Origin of the sequence: Leucobacter luti (assembly GCF_019464495.1) — a bacterium.
Classification (GTDB): Bacteria; Actinomycetota; Actinomycetes; order Actinomycetales; family Microbacteriaceae; genus Leucobacter; species Leucobacter luti_A.
In genome coordinates this window covers 323,720-339,550 of sequence record NZ_CP080492.1, presented here as the reverse complement: position 1 = coordinate 339,550, position 15,831 = coordinate 323,720, and the positions used below count along the sequence as shown (strand labels likewise).

The 15,831-nt window shown below is 63.7% G+C and carries 12 protein-coding genes and 3 tRNA genes; 3 read left to right on the top strand and 12 right to left on the bottom strand.

Going from position 1 to position 15,831, the window contains the following annotated elements; all coding sequences use genetic code 11:
- Positions 1 to 84: 84 nt before the first annotated feature.
- From valS to K1X41_RS01595, 3 genes are all read left to right on the top strand, one after another.
- Positions 85 to 2,688 carry a valine--tRNA ligase gene (gene valS / locus K1X41_RS01605; RefSeq protein WP_220175752.1) on the top strand — a complete coding sequence of 868 codons (2,604 nt, stop codon included), beginning with the start codon at positions 85 to 87 and terminating at the stop codon, positions 2,686 to 2,688.
- 152 nt (positions 2,689 to 2,840) lie between these two features.
- Positions 2,841 to 3,008 carry a hypothetical protein gene (locus K1X41_RS15305; protein ID WP_258566603.1) on the top strand — a complete coding sequence of 56 codons (168 nt, stop codon included), beginning with the start codon at positions 2,841 to 2,843 and terminating at the stop codon, positions 3,006 to 3,008.
- A gap of 11 nt (positions 3,009 to 3,019) precedes the next feature.
- The gene (locus K1X41_RS01595) at positions 3,020 to 3,667 is read left to right on the top strand and encodes a hypothetical protein (RefSeq protein WP_220175166.1); all 648 of its coding nucleotides are present in this window, start codon (positions 3,020 to 3,022) and stop codon (positions 3,665 to 3,667) included.
- A 542-nt stretch (positions 3,668 to 4,209) separates the two neighbouring features.
- Here K1X41_RS01595 and clpX read toward each other — a convergent pair.
- The 12 genes from clpX to dusB form a co-directional block, all read right to left on the bottom strand.
- Positions 4,210 to 5,481: an ATP-dependent Clp protease ATP-binding subunit ClpX gene (clpX, locus tag K1X41_RS01590; RefSeq protein ID WP_133616668.1), complete on the bottom strand. Its 1,272-nt coding sequence runs from the start codon at positions 5,479 to 5,481 to the stop codon at positions 4,210 to 4,212.
- 114 nt (positions 5,482 to 5,595) lie between these two features.
- Entirely contained in the window at positions 5,596 to 6,264 is a 669-nt protein-coding gene (locus tag K1X41_RS01585; RefSeq protein ID WP_133616667.1) for an ATP-dependent Clp protease proteolytic subunit, read from the bottom strand.
- A 27-nt stretch (positions 6,265 to 6,291) separates the two neighbouring features.
- Positions 6,292 to 6,876, bottom strand: coding sequence for an ATP-dependent Clp protease proteolytic subunit (locus K1X41_RS01580; RefSeq protein WP_243642826.1), 585 nt, complete (start codon positions 6,874 to 6,876; stop codon positions 6,292 to 6,294).
- A gap of 181 nt (positions 6,877 to 7,057) precedes the next feature.
- Positions 7,058 to 8,566, bottom strand: coding sequence for a trigger factor (gene tig / locus K1X41_RS01575; protein ID WP_133616666.1), 1,509 nt, complete (start codon positions 8,564 to 8,566; stop codon positions 7,058 to 7,060).
- A 63-nt stretch (positions 8,567 to 8,629) separates the two neighbouring features.
- A tRNA-Pro gene (locus tag K1X41_RS01570) sits at positions 8,630 to 8,704 on the bottom strand.
- 839 nt (positions 8,705 to 9,543) lie between these two features.
- Positions 9,544 to 9,614 (bottom strand) — tRNA-Gly (locus K1X41_RS01565).
- 25 nt (positions 9,615 to 9,639) lie between these two features.
- Complete coding sequence (locus K1X41_RS01560) at positions 9,640 to 10,272, bottom strand: gamma carbonic anhydrase family protein (protein ID WP_309478061.1); 633 nt, start codon at positions 10,270 to 10,272, stop codon at positions 9,640 to 9,642.
- Between the two features lie 58 nt (positions 10,273 to 10,330).
- Positions 10,331 to 10,403: transfer RNA gene (locus K1X41_RS01555), tRNA-Asn, on the bottom strand.
- Positions 10,404 to 10,482: 79 nt separating this feature from the next.
- Positions 10,483 to 11,331, bottom strand: coding sequence for an ATP-binding cassette domain-containing protein (locus K1X41_RS01550; RefSeq protein ID WP_133616665.1), 849 nt, complete (start codon positions 11,329 to 11,331; stop codon positions 10,483 to 10,485).
- 99 nt (positions 11,332 to 11,430) lie between these two features.
- The gene (gene dnaG / locus K1X41_RS01545) at positions 11,431 to 13,335 is read right to left on the bottom strand and encodes a DNA primase (RefSeq protein WP_220175165.1); all 1,905 of its coding nucleotides are present in this window, start codon (positions 13,333 to 13,335) and stop codon (positions 11,431 to 11,433) included.
- A 41-nt stretch (positions 13,336 to 13,376) separates the two neighbouring features.
- Positions 13,377 to 14,636 carry a deoxyguanosinetriphosphate triphosphohydrolase gene (locus K1X41_RS01540; RefSeq protein ID WP_133616663.1) on the bottom strand — a complete coding sequence of 420 codons (1,260 nt, stop codon included), beginning with the start codon at positions 14,634 to 14,636 and terminating at the stop codon, positions 13,377 to 13,379.
- Positions 14,629 to 15,816 carry a tRNA dihydrouridine synthase DusB gene (dusB, locus tag K1X41_RS01535; protein ID WP_132203339.1) on the bottom strand — a complete coding sequence of 396 codons (1,188 nt, stop codon included), beginning with the start codon at positions 15,814 to 15,816 and terminating at the stop codon, positions 14,629 to 14,631. The genes K1X41_RS01540 and dusB overlap by 8 nt, the downstream gene beginning before the upstream one ends.
- Between the last annotated feature and the right edge of the window lie 15 nt (positions 15,817 to 15,831).

Genomic DNA, 15,831 nt, shown 5'->3' with positions numbered 1-15,831 from the left:
TTTCGCGATGACACGCGCACGCCCGACTACGCGGTGCCGCCCACATCGAACCCGACCTCGCGTCGAGACACGGAGCAGCCAAGTATGAGCGCGATTCCTGACAAGCCGGCACTCGAAGGCCTCGAAGCGAAGTGGGGGGCTGTCTGGGAAGAGTCAGGTACCTACGCGTTCCAGCGCGAGGGCGCCACCGCTGCCGACGTGTACAGCATCGACACGCCTCCGCCCACAGCCTCCGGCTCTCTCCATGTCGGCCATGTCTTCTCGTACACACACACGGACACGGTCGCGCGGTATCAGCGCATGCGGGGCAAACGCGTCTTTTATCCGATGGGCTGGGACGACAACGGCCTGCCCACCGAGCGCCGTGTGCAGAACTACTACGGCGTGCGCTGTGATCCGTCGCTCCCCTACGTCGAAGGATTCACTCCGCCGCACGAGGGCGGCGACGGCAAGAGCATCAAGGCCGCCGACCAGCAGCCGATCTCTCGCCGCAACTTCATCGAGCTGTGCGAACGCCTCACGGTTGAGGACGAGAAGCAGTTCGAGGACCTCTGGCGAAGCCTCGGACTCTCGGTCGACTGGACGCAGAGCTACCGCACCATCGGCTCCGAGTCGCTCCGCGCATCGCAGTTGGCGTTCATCCGCAACGTTGAGCGCGGCGAGGCCTATCAGGCCCAGGCGCCGACCCTGTGGGACATCACATTCCGAACGGCAGTCGCGCAAGCGGAGCTCGAAGACCGGGAACAGCCGAGTGCCTACCACACGCTCGCTTTCCACCGCACTGACGGGGGCGACGATATCCTCATCGACACCACGCGCCCTGAGCTACTCGCGGCGTGTGTTGCCCTCGTTGCTCACCCGGACGATGAGCGCTTCCAGCCGCTGTTCGGCACGACCGTGCGCACCCCCATCTTTGACGTCGAGGTGCCGATTGTGGCGCATCACCTCGCGAAGCAGGACAAGGGCACTGGCATCGCTATGATCTGCACGTTCGGAGACGTCACCGATGTCGTGTGGTGGCGCGAGCTGGACTTGCCGAACCGCGCAATTCTCGGCTTCGACGGCCGTGTGCTGCAGGAAGCTCCCGCTGTGATCACCTCTGAGTCTGGTCGCGAAGCCTATGCCCAGATCGCGGGCAAGACCGTCTTCAGCGCGAAGCAAACGATGGTGGAACTGCTTCAGGCGTCGGGCGAGCTTACGGGCGAGATTCGCAAGATCACTCATCCGGTGAAGTTCTTCGAAAAGGGCGACAAGCCGCTCGAGATCGTCTCGACCCGTCAGTGGTACATCGCGAACGGTGCCCGCAACGAGGGGCTCCGTGAGCGTCTCCTCGCGCACGGCAAAGAACTGAACTGGCACCCTGACTTCATGCGCGTGCGCTACGAGAACTGGGTTGAGGGGCTCTCCGGCGACTGGCTCATCTCCCGTCAGCGCTTCTTCGGCGTCCCGCTGCCCGTGTGGTATCCGCTCGATGCTGAGGGTAACCCGGTGTTCGACGAACCGATTCTCCCTTCTGTTGACCAGCTCCCGGTCGACCCCTCCAGCGATGTGCCGACCGGCTACACCGCCGAGCAGCGCGGAGTCGCCGGCGGCTTCCAGGGTGAAGTGGACGTCATGGACACGTGGGCGACCTCATCGCTCACCCCACAGCTCGCCGGCGGCTGGGAGCGAGATCCCGAGCTGTTCAAGCTTGTGTACCCGTACAGCCTCCGCCCGCAGGGGCAAGACATCATCCGCACCTGGCTGTTCTCTACGCTCCTGCGCTCGGAGCTTGAGTGTGGGCAGCTCCCGTGGGAGAACGCTGGTATCTCCGGTTGGATCTTGGATCCAGACCGCAAGAAGATGTCGAAGTCCAAGGGCAATGTGGTGACTCCAGCGGGCATGCTTGAGCAGCACGGCTCCGACGCCGTGCGCTATTGGGCTTCATCCGCGAAGCTCGGCACGGACGCGTCGTTTGATCCGCAGAACCCGACCCAGATCAAGATCGGGCGACGCCTCGCGATCAAGCTGCTCAACGCCGCGAAGTTCACGCTCGGCTTTGACGCCACAGGTGTCGGCAACGTGACCGAGGCGCTCGACAAGTCGATGCTTGCCGGCCTTGCGCGCGTGATCGAGGATGCAACGGCCGCGTTCGAGGCCTACGATCACGCACGAGCTCTGGAGCTTACGGAGTCCTATTTCTGGACGTTCTGCGACGACTACTTGGAGCTCGTCAAGGAGCGCGCGCACGGCGCAGTTGGAGACGACGGCACCGGCCAGCCGCGTGCCTCTGCAGTGACCGCGCTACGTGCCGCGCTATCGGTGTTCGTGCGGCTGCTCGCGCCATTCCTGCCGTTCGCTACCGAAGAGGTCTGGTCATGGTTCGGTGAAGGCTCCGTGCACCAAGCGGCGTGGCCCACGGCGGATGAGCCGCTTCAATTGGCTGGCACAGACGCTGACGCCGGGCTTCTCAGCCTGGTAGGCGGCGCACTGATCGGTGTGCGCGGTGCGAAGACCGCCGCGAAGGCATCGCAGAAGACGCCGGTCACTCTCGCGATTGTGCACGCACCGGCTGCAGACCGGGATCGCCTGCAGGCGGCCGCAACGGATCTCGCCGCTGTTGGGCGAATCGTGGAACTCCGGATTGAAGCGGGTGAGGTCGACGCAGTCGTGGTCGCAGAGATCCAGCTCGAACAGACCGAGGCGTAGGCGATGCAGCTCGGGGCACGCTGGTCGGTTGGGCAGACGCCGCACCGCGGCGTGCCCCTGAGCTGCACGCAGAAATCGCCGCGCAGGAGGCTCGCTTTCCGGCTGCCGGGTCCTGGACGCTGACCTGGCTTGAAGGGCGGCCTCGGTGCGCGTTGGACGAGCTGGTGCTCGTGTCGCAGGATGCCGCGGGTGACGTGACTGTGCGGGAGCTTGCTGCTGAGCAGGTTCACAGTGCGATCCGGGAGGATGAGCAGGGAGCTGGTGCGCGCGCGAGTGACGTCTCCGGCATTCTTGATGACGATGATGACTGGCTGAGCTGAGAGGAATGCCGATGCTGGGTAAGTGGGCATGGGGTGTGCGGAGACCAGCTTCCGTGAAGCTGCGACGCCTCGGTGTCGCGGCCGGCTCACTGCTCGTCGGCGCGGCATTGCTGGGTTCGCTCACCGCCTGCGCGCCTGATCCGCCGGCGCCGCAGTCATCTGAGAGGGGCACGAAGACTCCGTCTGGATCGAGTACGCCGAAGCCCTCCGCCAAGCCCTCCGCGAAGCCGGGCGCCTCGGCGGGAGACAGCTCCGGGAAACCTGCTCCCGTAGATGATCTTGCAGGCAAGGGCGGCACGAGTACTGGCGAGAGCTGGCCAGAGCAGAACGACCCCGCGGTCGAACAGAAGGACGCGCAACTCCCTGCGTCGTTCCCGAGCGAACGCTTCGTGGTTCCGCCCGGCGCGACGGTGGATGACGCCGGCGAACGCTCGGCGACCGACTGGTTCGTCGTGCTTCGAGCTGCGAACCAGGCTGAAGCCGATCAGCTGTGGCAGAGCATTATTGCTGAGAGTGGCTTCGCCGCGACAGAGGTCACTGCGAGCGCGGATGGCGGTCTCTCCGCCCTGCTCAGCAGCGCCAGTACCACCGCTGTGGCGGTGACCATCCCTCAGAGTGACGGCTCAGTGCTCCTGAGCTACGACGTTACCGCTGAGTAGCTCGAAGAGGTGCCCACGTCAGCCTCGCTGATGTGGGCATTTTCCCTGCATGCACTGTGCGGGAGCGAAGTGGCTGAGGCTGTCTGCGTGACCGTGACTCACGTGTGCCGAAACACCGCTGTGGGGCGAACGCGTCGTATTCGTGCGGGTAGTCGCGGATCGAAGTGCCGTCTCAGCACTCCCCGCCTCCGCGTTTCGCACGTGGGAGAGCGTTGTGCTGGCGCGATTCCGAAGCACTGCGTCAACGTGCGCTTGTCCAGGCGCGGGCAGCGAGAACAAGACTCCCGTCAATTCGCGCGCACGCTCCCAGCGTCGCCCGAGCGGGTAGGCGAGGATTTCGCGTGGGCGCAGCTTGGAGCGGTTGGCGAGGCTACCGTGTTTGGCGAGGCTGGAGCGTTTTGCGAGGCTGCCTTGTGTAGCGAAGCTGGAGCGTTTGGCGAGGCCGCCTTGTGTAGCGAGGCTGGAGCGTGGGCCCGCTTGGAGTGCGTGGGCGGTGTCCGAAGGGCAGACTCCAGCGATTGCGGGACCGGACAGTCGGCTCCCTAGGCGCTTTCGCGACCGCCTCGGGCCTGCAGCACACGCGGGCCGGTCTCCCCCAGCACAGATTCGCGAGTCACGATGACTTTGGTGACCTCGTCGCTCGAGGGCACCTCGAACATCACAGAGCCCAGGACGCGCTCCAGGATCGAGCGCAGGCCTCGGGCGCCTGTCTTGCGCTCGACGGCGAGTTCGGCGATCGCTTCGAGCGCCGCCTCCTCGAACTCAAGACCGACGCCGTCCAGCTCAAACATGCGCTGGTATTGCTTCACGAGCGCATTGCGTGGTTCGGTGAGGATCCGGGTGAGGGCCGGCACGTCGAGTGGGTCGACCGTCGCCACAACGGGGAGGCGGCCAATGAACTCGGGGATCAATCCAAACTTGTGTAGATCCTCGGGTTCCACTTTGGCGAAGAGGTTTTCGTCGTTGCGCCGAGTGGTCACCGGGGCTCCGAAGCCAATGCCGCCCTTCCCGAGGCGCGAGCCGATGATCTCTTCAAGCCCGGAGAACGCACCGGCAACAATGAACAGCACATTGGTGGTGTCGAGCTGCAGGAATTCCTGGTTCGGATGCTTGCGGCCGCCCTGCGGCGGAATTGAGGCGACGGTGCCCTCGAGAATCTTCAGCAGCGCCTGCTGCACGCCTTCTCCCGACACATCGCGAGTAATTGACGGGTTCTCAGCCTTGCGCGAGATTTTATCGATCTCGTCAATGTAGATGATGCCGGTTTCAGCGCGCTGGATGTCGAAGTCTGCTGCCTGGAGCAGCTTGAGGAGAATGTTCTCGACGTCTTCGCCGACGTACCCCGCCTCTGTGAGGGCCGTAGCGTCCGCCACCGCGAAAGGCACTCCCAGCTGCCGTGCGAGCGACTGTGCGAGGTAGGTCTTGCCACAACCGGTCGGCCCGATCATGAGGATATTGGACTTTTCAATCTCGACTTGCTCAGCCACAACATCTGCGCTCGTGAGCGTAGCTGCGGCACGCACCCGCTTGTAGTGGTTGTACACAGCAACCGCAAGGGACTGCTTCGCGCGATCCTGCCCGATGACGTACTCGTCGAGGAAATCAGAGATCTCACGGGGCTTGTGAAGGGTGAAATCAGAGGACTCGCTCGTCTGTGTCTCGGCAAGGCGCTCTTCGATGATCTCATTGCACAACGCAACGCACTCGTCACAGATGTAGATCTGGGGTCCCGCAATAAGCTGCTGCACTTGCTTCTGCGATTTGCCGCAGAAGGAGCACTTGAGCAGCTCGCTGCTTTCGCCGATCTTCGCCATGCTGAGGCTCCTTCACACTCTGTCGGGGAACTCTTTAGAGACTAGCGGCCACCCCCGACAATTGGCCGCGGCACGCCGCGGGCCCCGGGGCGTACCCCGGGGCCCGACAGTCAGTTACGGGAGAACTGGCTGCGGGTTCTTCCGACTGGTGAGTACCTGATCAACGAGACCGTACTCAAGCGCTTCCTGCGCGCTGAGGATCTTGTCACGATCAATGTCCTTGTGGACCTCTTCGATCGAGCGCTTTGAGTGCTTCGAGAGCGTCTCTTCGAGCCACTCACGCATGCGCAGAATCTCGCGCGCCTGAATCTCGATATCTGAGGCCTGGCCGTGCCCACCCTGCCCTGAGGACGGCTGGTGGATCAGCACGCGGGCGTTGGGTAGCGCGAGCCGCTTCCCCGGCGATCCACCTGCAAGGAGCACCGCAGCAGCGGAAGCCGCCTGGCCAAGGCATACCGTCTGCACATGCGGGCGGATGTACTGCATCGTGTCGTAGATCGCCGTCATCGCTGTGAATGAACCACCTGGCGAGTTGATGTACATGGTGATGTCACGCTCAGGATCCTGGCTCTCCAACACGAGCAGCTGTGCCATGACGTCGTCAGCCGATGCGTCGTCGACCTGCACCCCGAGGAAAATGATGCGGTCCTCGAAGAGCTTGGCGTAGGGATCCTGGCGCTTGTACCCATAAGCGGTGCGCTCCTCGAAGGACGGGAGCACGTAGCGCGAGCCGGGCACCTGGAGAGTGCTTCCGCCAGCGGTGGGCATGTGTGAGGTCATCATCGAATTGTTTGCTTCCTGTCCCATGATTTAGCGCTTCGTCCCGCCGCCGCCAACGACGTCAGTTGCGGAATCGCGGATGAAGTCGACGAAACCATACTCGAGCGCTTCCTGAGCGGAGAACCAGCGGTCGCGGTCTCCGTCCTCGTTGATCTGCTCGACCGTCTTGCCGGTCTGCGCAGCGGTGATTTCAGCCAGGCGGTTCTTCATCGAGGTGATGAGCTGGGCCTGCGTCTGAATGTCGCTTGCCGTGCCGCCAAAGCCGCCGTGGGGCTGGTGCAGCAACACTCGAGCGTTCGGAGTGATGTACCGCTTGCCCTTGGTGCCCGCAGTGAGGAGGAACTGCCCCATGGAGGCCGCCATGCCGATTCCAACCGTGACGATGTCGTTCGGCACGAAGGACATCGTGTCGTAGATCGCCATACCCGCGGTGATGGATCCACCCGGCGAGTTGATGTACAGATAGATATCTGCCTCGGGGTCCTCGGCCGCGAGCAGAAGAATCTTGGCGCAGATCTCGTTTGCGTTGTCATCGCGCACTTCGGATCCGAGCCAAATGATGCGATCCTTCAGCAGGCGTTCGAACACACTGTTCGGTGGCGTCTGTTCTGCCATTCGGAGCTCCAATCGTTGTTTCTTGATTCGAGAGTATCGAGTTGCCGGGCGGCTTGTGCGATTGTTCGCCGTCGGCGCATGCGCACCCGCGGCGGGTGTCCATGCGAGCGCACTGAGACAAACGAGCGGAGCCCCCCACCCCGAAGGGTGAGGGGCTCCGACTCAGTGCGGGCTCAGAAGCTTACTCTGCTGCCTCAGCAGCGGCCTTCTTTGCTGCGCGGGTCGCTGCGGCCTTCTTTGCTGCGGCGGAGCGTGCGGCCTTCTTGGCAGCCTCGTCATCGTCGAGAGCGGGCTCCTCGGTCGCTGCAGGCTTGTCGGCCTTCTTTGCAGCGGCCTTCTTCGCGGGTGCCTTCTTGGCGGGCTTCTCGGCAGGCGCATCCTCGGCGCCCTCTGCCTCTGCCTCGTCTTCGACGTCAACCGCGGTGAACTCGCTCAGATCAACGGCGTTGCCGTCCTGATCGACAACAGTTGCCTTGGCGAGCGCGAGCGCGAGCGCCTTGTTGCGGGTGACCTCGCCGAGGATGACACCCATCTGGTTGCCCTGGCTGATCGCCTGCAGGAACTCCGTGGGCTCCATGCCGTACTGCTGTGCCGACTGGAAAATGTACTGCGAGAGCTCGTTCTGGGTCGGGGTGACTTCCTCGGCCTCAACAATTGCGTCGAGCAGCAGCTGCAGCTGGATCTGCTTCTCCGACGAGATGCGGACCTCTGCGCGGTGCTCGTCGTCTTCGAGACGGCCTTCGCCCTCAAGGTGACGGTGGACTTCTTCTTCGACGAGCTCCTCGGAAACCGGGATGCCGGCCTTCTCGATCAGCGTGTCGGTGAAGAGGTCGCGTGCCTGCTGGCCCTGTGCGAACACACCGGCGCGGCCGACCTGCTCCTTGAGGCTCTCTCGGAGCTCATCGATAGTGTCAAATTCACTCGCGAGCTGTGCGAACTCATCGTCAGCTTCCGGAAGCTCGCGCTCCTTGACAGCGGTCAGCGTCAGCGCCACTTCAGCGTCGCGGCCCTCGTGCTCGCCGCCGAGCAGCTGCGAGGTGAAGGTGGTGGACTCACCGGCGGTGAGCGTCTCAACTGCCTCATCGGTGCCTTCGAGCAGGTTGCCTGCTCCGACCTCGTAGGAGACGCCGGAAGCCTGGTCGACCTCTTCGCCGTCGACCGTTGCGACGAGATCGAGCTCGACGAAATCACCGGTCTTCGCGGGGCGATCGACCGTGACGAGCGTTCCGAAGCGCTCGCGCAGCTTCGTGAGCTCTGCCTCGACAGCGTCGGCGTCGATCTGCGCGTTGTCGACGGTCAGCTTGATTCCGTCGTACTTGGGCAGCGTGAACTCGGGACGAACCTCAACCTCGAACACGAGGCTGAGCGTGCTCTTCGGGTCCTTCGCATCGGGCCATGCAGCCACGTCTGCAGTCGGGCGACCCATCGGGCGCTCGTTCGACTCGCCGAGTGCGACCTGGTAGAAGTTATCGAGTGAAGCGTTGACGGCTTCCTGGATGACTGCTTCGCGGCCGACGCGCTGATCGATGATCGGTGCCGGAACCTTGCCCTTGCGGAAGCCAGGAATCGAAACCTGCTCGGCAATGGTCTTGTACGCCTGCTTGAGGTAGGGCTCCAGCTCGTCGAGCGTGACGTCAACGCTCAGCTTGACGCGGGTCGGAGTGAGCTTCTCAGCTGTCGTCTTCGGCAATTTGGCCTCTCAATGATCGAAAATCGTGCTGCATATCAGCCTGTGTGGACCGGTTAGTCCTCGTCGGGGCGACAGGATTCGAACCTGCGACCTCCCGCTCCCAAAGCGGGCGCTCTAGCCAAGCTGAGCTACGCCCCGAAAAACCCGAGGGTTTCACAGACGGAACACGCATTACGCGCGCAACCTGAGCAAGTCTAGCTGAAACTCCCCGGGTGAATGCACACTGGCGCTCCGCGTGGCGGGTCATTGGGTGTTTTCGGCATGAGAATCCCCTGCTCTGCGCCAGGGCATCGCCCACTGAGCGCGGGTGCCCGTTCAGAGGGGATGACGGGAATCGAACCCCGCCTGGCCGCATGGGCGACGCGCAGCGTTGCGCGGCTGTGGCGCTGGCTGAGCCTGCGAAGCCAGGTTCGGGTTCATTGGGATTCGCGGAGTGGTGAACGCAAAGAACGGGCCTTCTCGTGGAGGAAAAGGCCCGTTCAGAGGGGATGACGGGAATCGAACCCCGCCTGGCCGCATGGGCGACGCGCAGCGTTGCGCGGCTGTGGTGCTGGCTGAGCCTGCGAAGCCAGTTCCGGGTTCATTGGGATTCCCGGAGTGGTGAACGCAAAGAACGGGCCTTCTCGTGGAGGAAAAGGCCCGTTCAGAGGGGATGACGGGAATCGAACCCCGCCTGGCCGCATGGGGCGACGCGCAGCGTTGCGCGGCTGTGGTGCTGGCTGAGCCTGCGAAGCCAGTTCCGGGTTCATTGGGATTCCCGGAGTGGTGAACGCAAAGAACGGGCCTTCTCGTGGAGGAAAAGGCCCGTTCAGAGGGGATGACGGGAATCGAACCCCGCCTGGCCGCATGGGGCGACGCGCAGCGTTGCGCGGCTGTGGCGCTGGCTGAGCCTGCGAAGCCAGTTCCGGGTTCATTGGGATTCACGGAGTGGTGAACGCAAAGAACGGGCCTTCTCGTGGAGGAAAAGGCCCGTTCAGAGGGGATGACGGGAATCGAACCCGCGTAATTAGTTTGGAAGACTAAGGCTCTACCATTGAGCTACATCCCCGCAGCACTTGAAAGCGCCTCCACGATCATAGTGGATTTGGCTGGGCGTGTTCCACCTGGGGGTCCGCGCCGCGTGTCGCGGCGCGGTGGTCTGCGGTATAACCCAGGTATACGGCGGCGTTTTCGCGCACGTGCTCCCGCTCGTCTGGGCGGAGTTCTCGAATCACTCTTCCTGGCACGCCCGCGACGAGCGAGTGTGGTGGGATGGTCACGTTTTGGGGAACGAGTGCGCCTGCGGCGATGAGTGTGCCGGTGCCCACGACTGCGCCGCTGAGCACGGTTGAGCTCATGCCGATGAGGCAACCGTTTTCGATCGTGGCGCCGTGTACAACCGCGTTGTGTCCGATGGAGACATCATCTCCGATCACAGCGGGGTCCCCCCGCTGGGTGTGGATCACGACCCCGTCTTGCACGTTGCTGCGTTGGCCAATCCGCACCGTGTCGGAGTCGCCGCGGACGACAGCGTTGTACCAGACGCTGGTGTCGGCGGCGATGCTGACGGCACCAGCAATGACTGCGCCTGGGGCGAGCCATACGGTGGCGTGGAGTTCGGGGGTGTGCTCGGGATCGAGACTCACGATGATGCCGTGCCCCTGTGTGTCAGCGGCGGTGGGGGCTGCGGGGGGCTCTTGATCGGGCGGAACGATGGAATGTGGCACGTCAACTCCCTCGGTAAAATGCGAACAGCCCCCACCATAATGGTGAGGGCTGTGGTCGCTCCCCCGGCTGGGTTCGAACCAGCGACATCCTGATTAACAGTCAAGCGCTCTGCCAGCTGAGCTACAGGGGATCATTGCGTTGCAACCTGAATATCGTACCAAGCTGGCTGAAGCGGTTGCAAATCCAGTCTGCCCCGCCGGGCGCGCCGCCTACTCTTCTGCGATCTCGTCGTAGGCGGTGGCTCGCAGGGCCTGGGCCAAGCGCTGCACGTAGCCATGATCCGCGTTCCTGAAAATTTCGTTGATATCACCGTGACCGACGAGGCGCCCCTCCTGGAGCACCAGCACGTCGCGCACCAGTGCTTCGAGCATGCCGATGTCGTGACTGATCAGCAGCATGGTCGCATTCGTGCGTGCTCGGTACCAGCGCAGGAGTTCGACAATTCGAGGCCGATTGTTGGCGTCGACGCCGAGCGTCGGTTCGTCTGCGACCAGGAGTGTCGGATCCAACATGAGTGAGCGCATCACGGCAACGCGCTGGCGCTGGCCTTTCGAGAGTTCGTAGGGGTATTCCTGCAGTTTGGCGAGTGGCAGCGCGACGATGTCCATCATTTCGGCTATTAGCTCGCCGAGTGCGTCGCGGTCAAAGTTCTTGTTGCGCTCTACGATCGGCTCAAACAGAATGTCTCCGACGTTGAGCTCAGGTGTCAGCGTGGCACCTGCATCTTGGGCGAGGTGCCCCACGTATGCGGTGAGTCTGGTACGGGCGCGTCTTCCGAGCCGGCGCATGGGGAGGTCAAACACTGAGGCCTCACCACCGGTGAGTTTGATCCGGGCCGACTTCTCCCCCGCGTCCGTTGCGCGGCCTGCAAGGAACCTCGCGAGTGTTGATTTACCGGATCCGCTCTCGCCGAGGAGCGCGACGACGTCACCTCGTGGCACATCAAAGCTGAGGCCCTCCACCGCGGCGAACTCGCGCCCGCCGGCGTGAGCCGGGTAAGACAGCGAGAGATCTGACACGCGGATCGTGGGGTTCGCTTCGAGGTCGGGGTGGGCCATGCGTCGTGCTCCTCGGGGGTGGGATCAGGTGCGTACTGCGGTTTTGGCGTCAGCCTAGAGCATTGGAGGGCGCTGAAACCGGGCGGCCCGCCGCCTCGGCTATTCTTCGCGTAGCCCGCGTCTCGCTGCCTCGAGTGCCACGAGTTGTTCCTGTAAGCGTCTGGACGCCGCATCAGAGGAATCGCCAATGCGCTGCATCCGTGCCAACAGTTCTTGCTTGAGCCCGACGAGGTCGCGGTCCAAAAGGGAGACGATCACGTCCTTGGCGTAGATCGCGAGTTGGTCGGGCCGGCGTTCCGGCATCGGCACGACCGCGAGTTCACGGAGCAATCCCTTGTGGGTGTCAGGCGCCGCGGCCACCACGGTGTCGATCCAGCCGGGGGTGCCGAGCGCTGGCAGGGCCGCGGCGATCGCATCTCGGGCCACGCGAAGATGCGGCTCCGATACTTGCGCGGTTGCCGCCTGCTGGAGCAGCTCCGCGCCGACCGAGTCACCGAGCTGGAGCATCGCCATGAGCGCGTCGCGCTCGAGCCTCGTGGTTGGTGTGTTGCGCAGCATTGACAACTTCACCGCTGTCGGCGCTGGCTGCTGCTGAGGCGCGCCCTGCCACTGTGGATCCTGTGACATCGGGCTTGAGTCTTGGTACGCGCCTCGGGGTTCGTGCTGGCCTCCACGTGGGGCTTGCGGCGCGCGCTCCGCTGTGCGGACTGCGTGTTGAACTTCACCGAGCTCGACGCCCAGCATCCGTGCGAGTTCCCGGGCATACCCGGGTCGCAGCGACGGGTCCTTGATTTCCGCAACGATCGGTGCGGAGGCGCGCAGCGCCGAAACGCGGCCTTCAACGGAGTTCAGATCGAAGCGTGACACGGCCTGCCGCAGTGCGAATTCGAACAGCGGCTGCTTCCGGGTAAACAGCTCGCGCACGGCCTCATCTCCGCGGTGGAGACGCAGATCGCAGGGGTCGAAGCCCTCCGGAGCTACGGCGACGTAGGTCTGGGCGGTGAATCGCTTTTCCTCGCTGAATGCCCGCAGCGCAGCTTTTTGGCCGGCTTCATCGGGATCGAACGTGAAGATGACCTCGGCGGCCGAGTCATCGCCCATGATCCGACGCAGAATTGAGATGTGGTCCTTGCCAAACGCGGTGCCGCAGGTGGCGACCGCGGTGTCGATACCTGCGAGGTGGCACGCCATCACATCGGTGTAGCCCTCCACAACCACGGCGCGTTTGCCGCGCGAGATTGCTCGCTTGGCAAGGTCGAGCCCGTAGAGCACCTGGGACTTGTGATAGACCGGAGTCTCCGGAGTGTTGAGGTATTTCGGACCGTTGTCATCGTCGTAGAGCTTCCGTGCGCCGAAGCCCAGGGTTTGCCCGCTTGTGTCGCGGATCGGCCACACCACGCGGCCACGGAACCGGTCGTAAACGCCGCGCTGTCCTTCAGATACGAGTCCCGCCTGTGCGAGTTCAGCCGGTGTGTACCCCTGCGATTTCAAGGCATCGGTGAGGTGACTCCACCCGCGCGGCGCATAGCCGACTCCGAACAGCGTTGCAGCTGCCGGGTCAAAGCCCCGCTGCTCAAGGAAAGCGCGGCCAGCGGCGCCTTCTTCGCTGGCAAGCTGAGCGACATAGTAGGCGGCGGCGGCCTGGTTCGCGGCGAGCAACCGGGCACGGTTGGGACCCTCTTCGCGTGTGTATCCGCCCTCTTCATAGGTGAGTCCGTAGTGAATTCGGGCCGCGAGCCGCTCCACTGACTCTGCGAAGGTGAGGTGATCCATGCGCTGCAGGAACGAGAAAGCGTCGCCAGATTCGCCGCACCCAAAGCAGTGGTAGTAGCCGAGTGCTGGGCGCACGTGGAAGCTCGGGCTGCGCTCGTCGTGGAAAGGACAGAGCCCCTTCATTGAGTCGATTCCAGCGCTTTTCAGCGTGACGTAGTCTCCCACGAGGTCACCAAGGTTCGTGCGTCGCTTCACTTCCTCAACGTCGCTCGCGCGGATCCGGCCTGCCATAGCTGCCAGCTTAGCGCCGTCGTGTGTGCTGCTGCGCCGGGCTAGACGAGTGGGATGTCGCAGAACTGTTTGTGCCAGGAGATCGCGGACTGGTCTGTCAGCGAAGCGACCTGGTCGACGACCGCGCGCCGCGCGCCGGCCTCGTCTTTCGCGGCGCGGTAATCGGCAGCGAATGCCGGTTCCAGGCTTGACTCCCCCGCTGCCCACAGCGCTTCGAGGAGATCCGTGAGGAGTTCGCGTTGCCGTCGATAGGTGGGTTGTCTGCGACCGCTCGCCATGACGAACGCCGCGACAATACCTTTCAGCACCGCGATTTCGGCGCGGATCTCGACTGGCACCACGATGCTGGCGCCATAGCGCGCAAGGGGCACGCCATCGGCCGCTGCGAGAGTCGCGGAAACTGCCGTCCGTGCGAAGCGGCCAATCATGTCGCTCGTGAAATTCTTCAGTTGTGCTTGGTGCGCACGGGATCCATCCCAGCGAGTGAGCCACGTTGCCGTCTCGGAGATCCGATCGAAGGCCGCGCCAAGTTGATCGCTGGTAAAGTCGCCACTGGCCCACTCCGATACGGCGCGGATGAGGGAGTCGTGGCCTGACCGGGACGTCAAAATCTCAGGATCGATGTACTCGCTCACCACAGCGTCTTCGAAGTCGTGCACTGAGTACGCGATGTCATCGGAGAGGTCCATCACCTGTGCCTCCGCGCACTTGATGCGATCCGGAGCGCCAGACCGGAGCCAGGCGAAGACCGGCTCATCGTCGGCGAAGTACCCGAACTTCATGCTTCCAGGCGCTGCCTCGGGCAAGCTCCACGGGTACTTGCAGCTGGCATCAAGGGTGGCGCGGGTGAGGTTGAGGCCAATACTCGAGCCGTCAGCAGCGAACCGCTTCGGTTCGAGTCTGGTGAGCACCCGGAGGGTTTGCGCATTGCCTTCGAAGCCACCTGCGTCGGCGGCCCAGGAGTTCAGCGCCTTTTCGCCATTGTGCCCGAACGGCGGGTGGCCGAGATCGTGCGCAAGGCACGCAGTGTCTACGACGTCCTGCGCGAGTCCGAGTGACACTGCGAGCTCGCGGCCGATTTGCGCAACTTCGAGCGAGTGGGTGAGCCGGTTGCGTGCGAAATCGATGCCCGCCGTCGGGCTGAGCACCTGGGTCTTCGCGGCGAGCCGGCGCCAGCCGCTCGAGTGCAGCACGCGGGCGCGGTCACGCGCAAAATCGCTGCGCGCACCCCCGTGGGTCTCCGGGCTGAAGCGCTCGGCATCGGCCGGTCCATACCCCGCTGGCAAGCCGTGATCAACCACCGGAATCGTCTCGCTCGGCCTCTGCGAGGTCGGCGTAGTCGATGCCCTCACTGGTGCGGGTATTCAACCATCCGTCTGGCAAGTGCACGCGCTTGGGTGAACCAGCACGGCCGCGCTGCCCCTCAGCCCCTTCACCCGGGTAAGGCATGCTGCGGTCCATCGTGCCAAAGATCTCGTCCATTTGTGTGATCGACTCGACGGTCGCGAGAGCACGCCGGGTATCGCCTCCCACACCGTACCCCTTGTAATACCAGGCGACGTGTTTGCGGATATCGCGGCAGGCGTGTGGCTCATCGCCGTCATAGAACTCCACGAGCAACTCAGTGTGTCGACGCATCGCCTCCATGACGAAACCAAGCGGGGGTCGCGCGATCGCGGCCTCTGCCTCATCCTGACTGAGCTCGCCGGCCTCCGCACGAAAAGCCGCGGCAAGATCACCGAAGAGCCAGGGGCGTCCCAGACAGCCCCGACCGACGACGACGCCGTCGCAGCCCGTTTCCCGGACCATCCGGATCGCGTCTTCCGCTGACCAGATATCGCCGTTGCCGAGGATCGGGACGCTCGTGATGGTCTCCTTGAGCGTCGCGATCGACGACCAATCGGCTTGGCCAGAGTAGAACTCGTTTGCGGTGCGTCCGTGAAGCGCGATGGCTGCGACGCCCGCGTCTTCTGCAGCTCGCGCTGCGTCGAGGTAGGTGAGGTGATCTTCGTCGATCCCCTTGCGCATCTTGATGGTGAGCGGGATCGTACCGGCGGCTTTGACTGCGCCAGAGACGATCGCCCGGAAAAGATCACTCTTCCAGGGAAGCGCGGACCCGCCCCCCTTGCGGGTCACCTTCGGGACCGGGCACCCGAAATTGAGATCGATGTGATCGGCGAGGTCCTGATCCACCAAGAAACGCACGGCTTCGGATACCGTCTTCGGATCGACTCCGTAGAGCTGGATCGAACGCGGGGTTTCGCTCTCGTGATGCTTGATGAGCCGCATCGAATCCGGCGTGCGTTCGACCAGCGCGCGGCTCGTGATCATCTCGCTGACGTAGAGCCCGGCGCCGTACTCGCGGCAGAGCCTACGAAACGCAGTGTTCGTGATCCCGGCCATCGGGGCAAGGATCACGGGCACGTCAAGTTCAAGCGGCCCGATGCGAAGCGGGGATTCGCGAAGAGTCTGGGAAGTCATAACCTCCCTATTCTC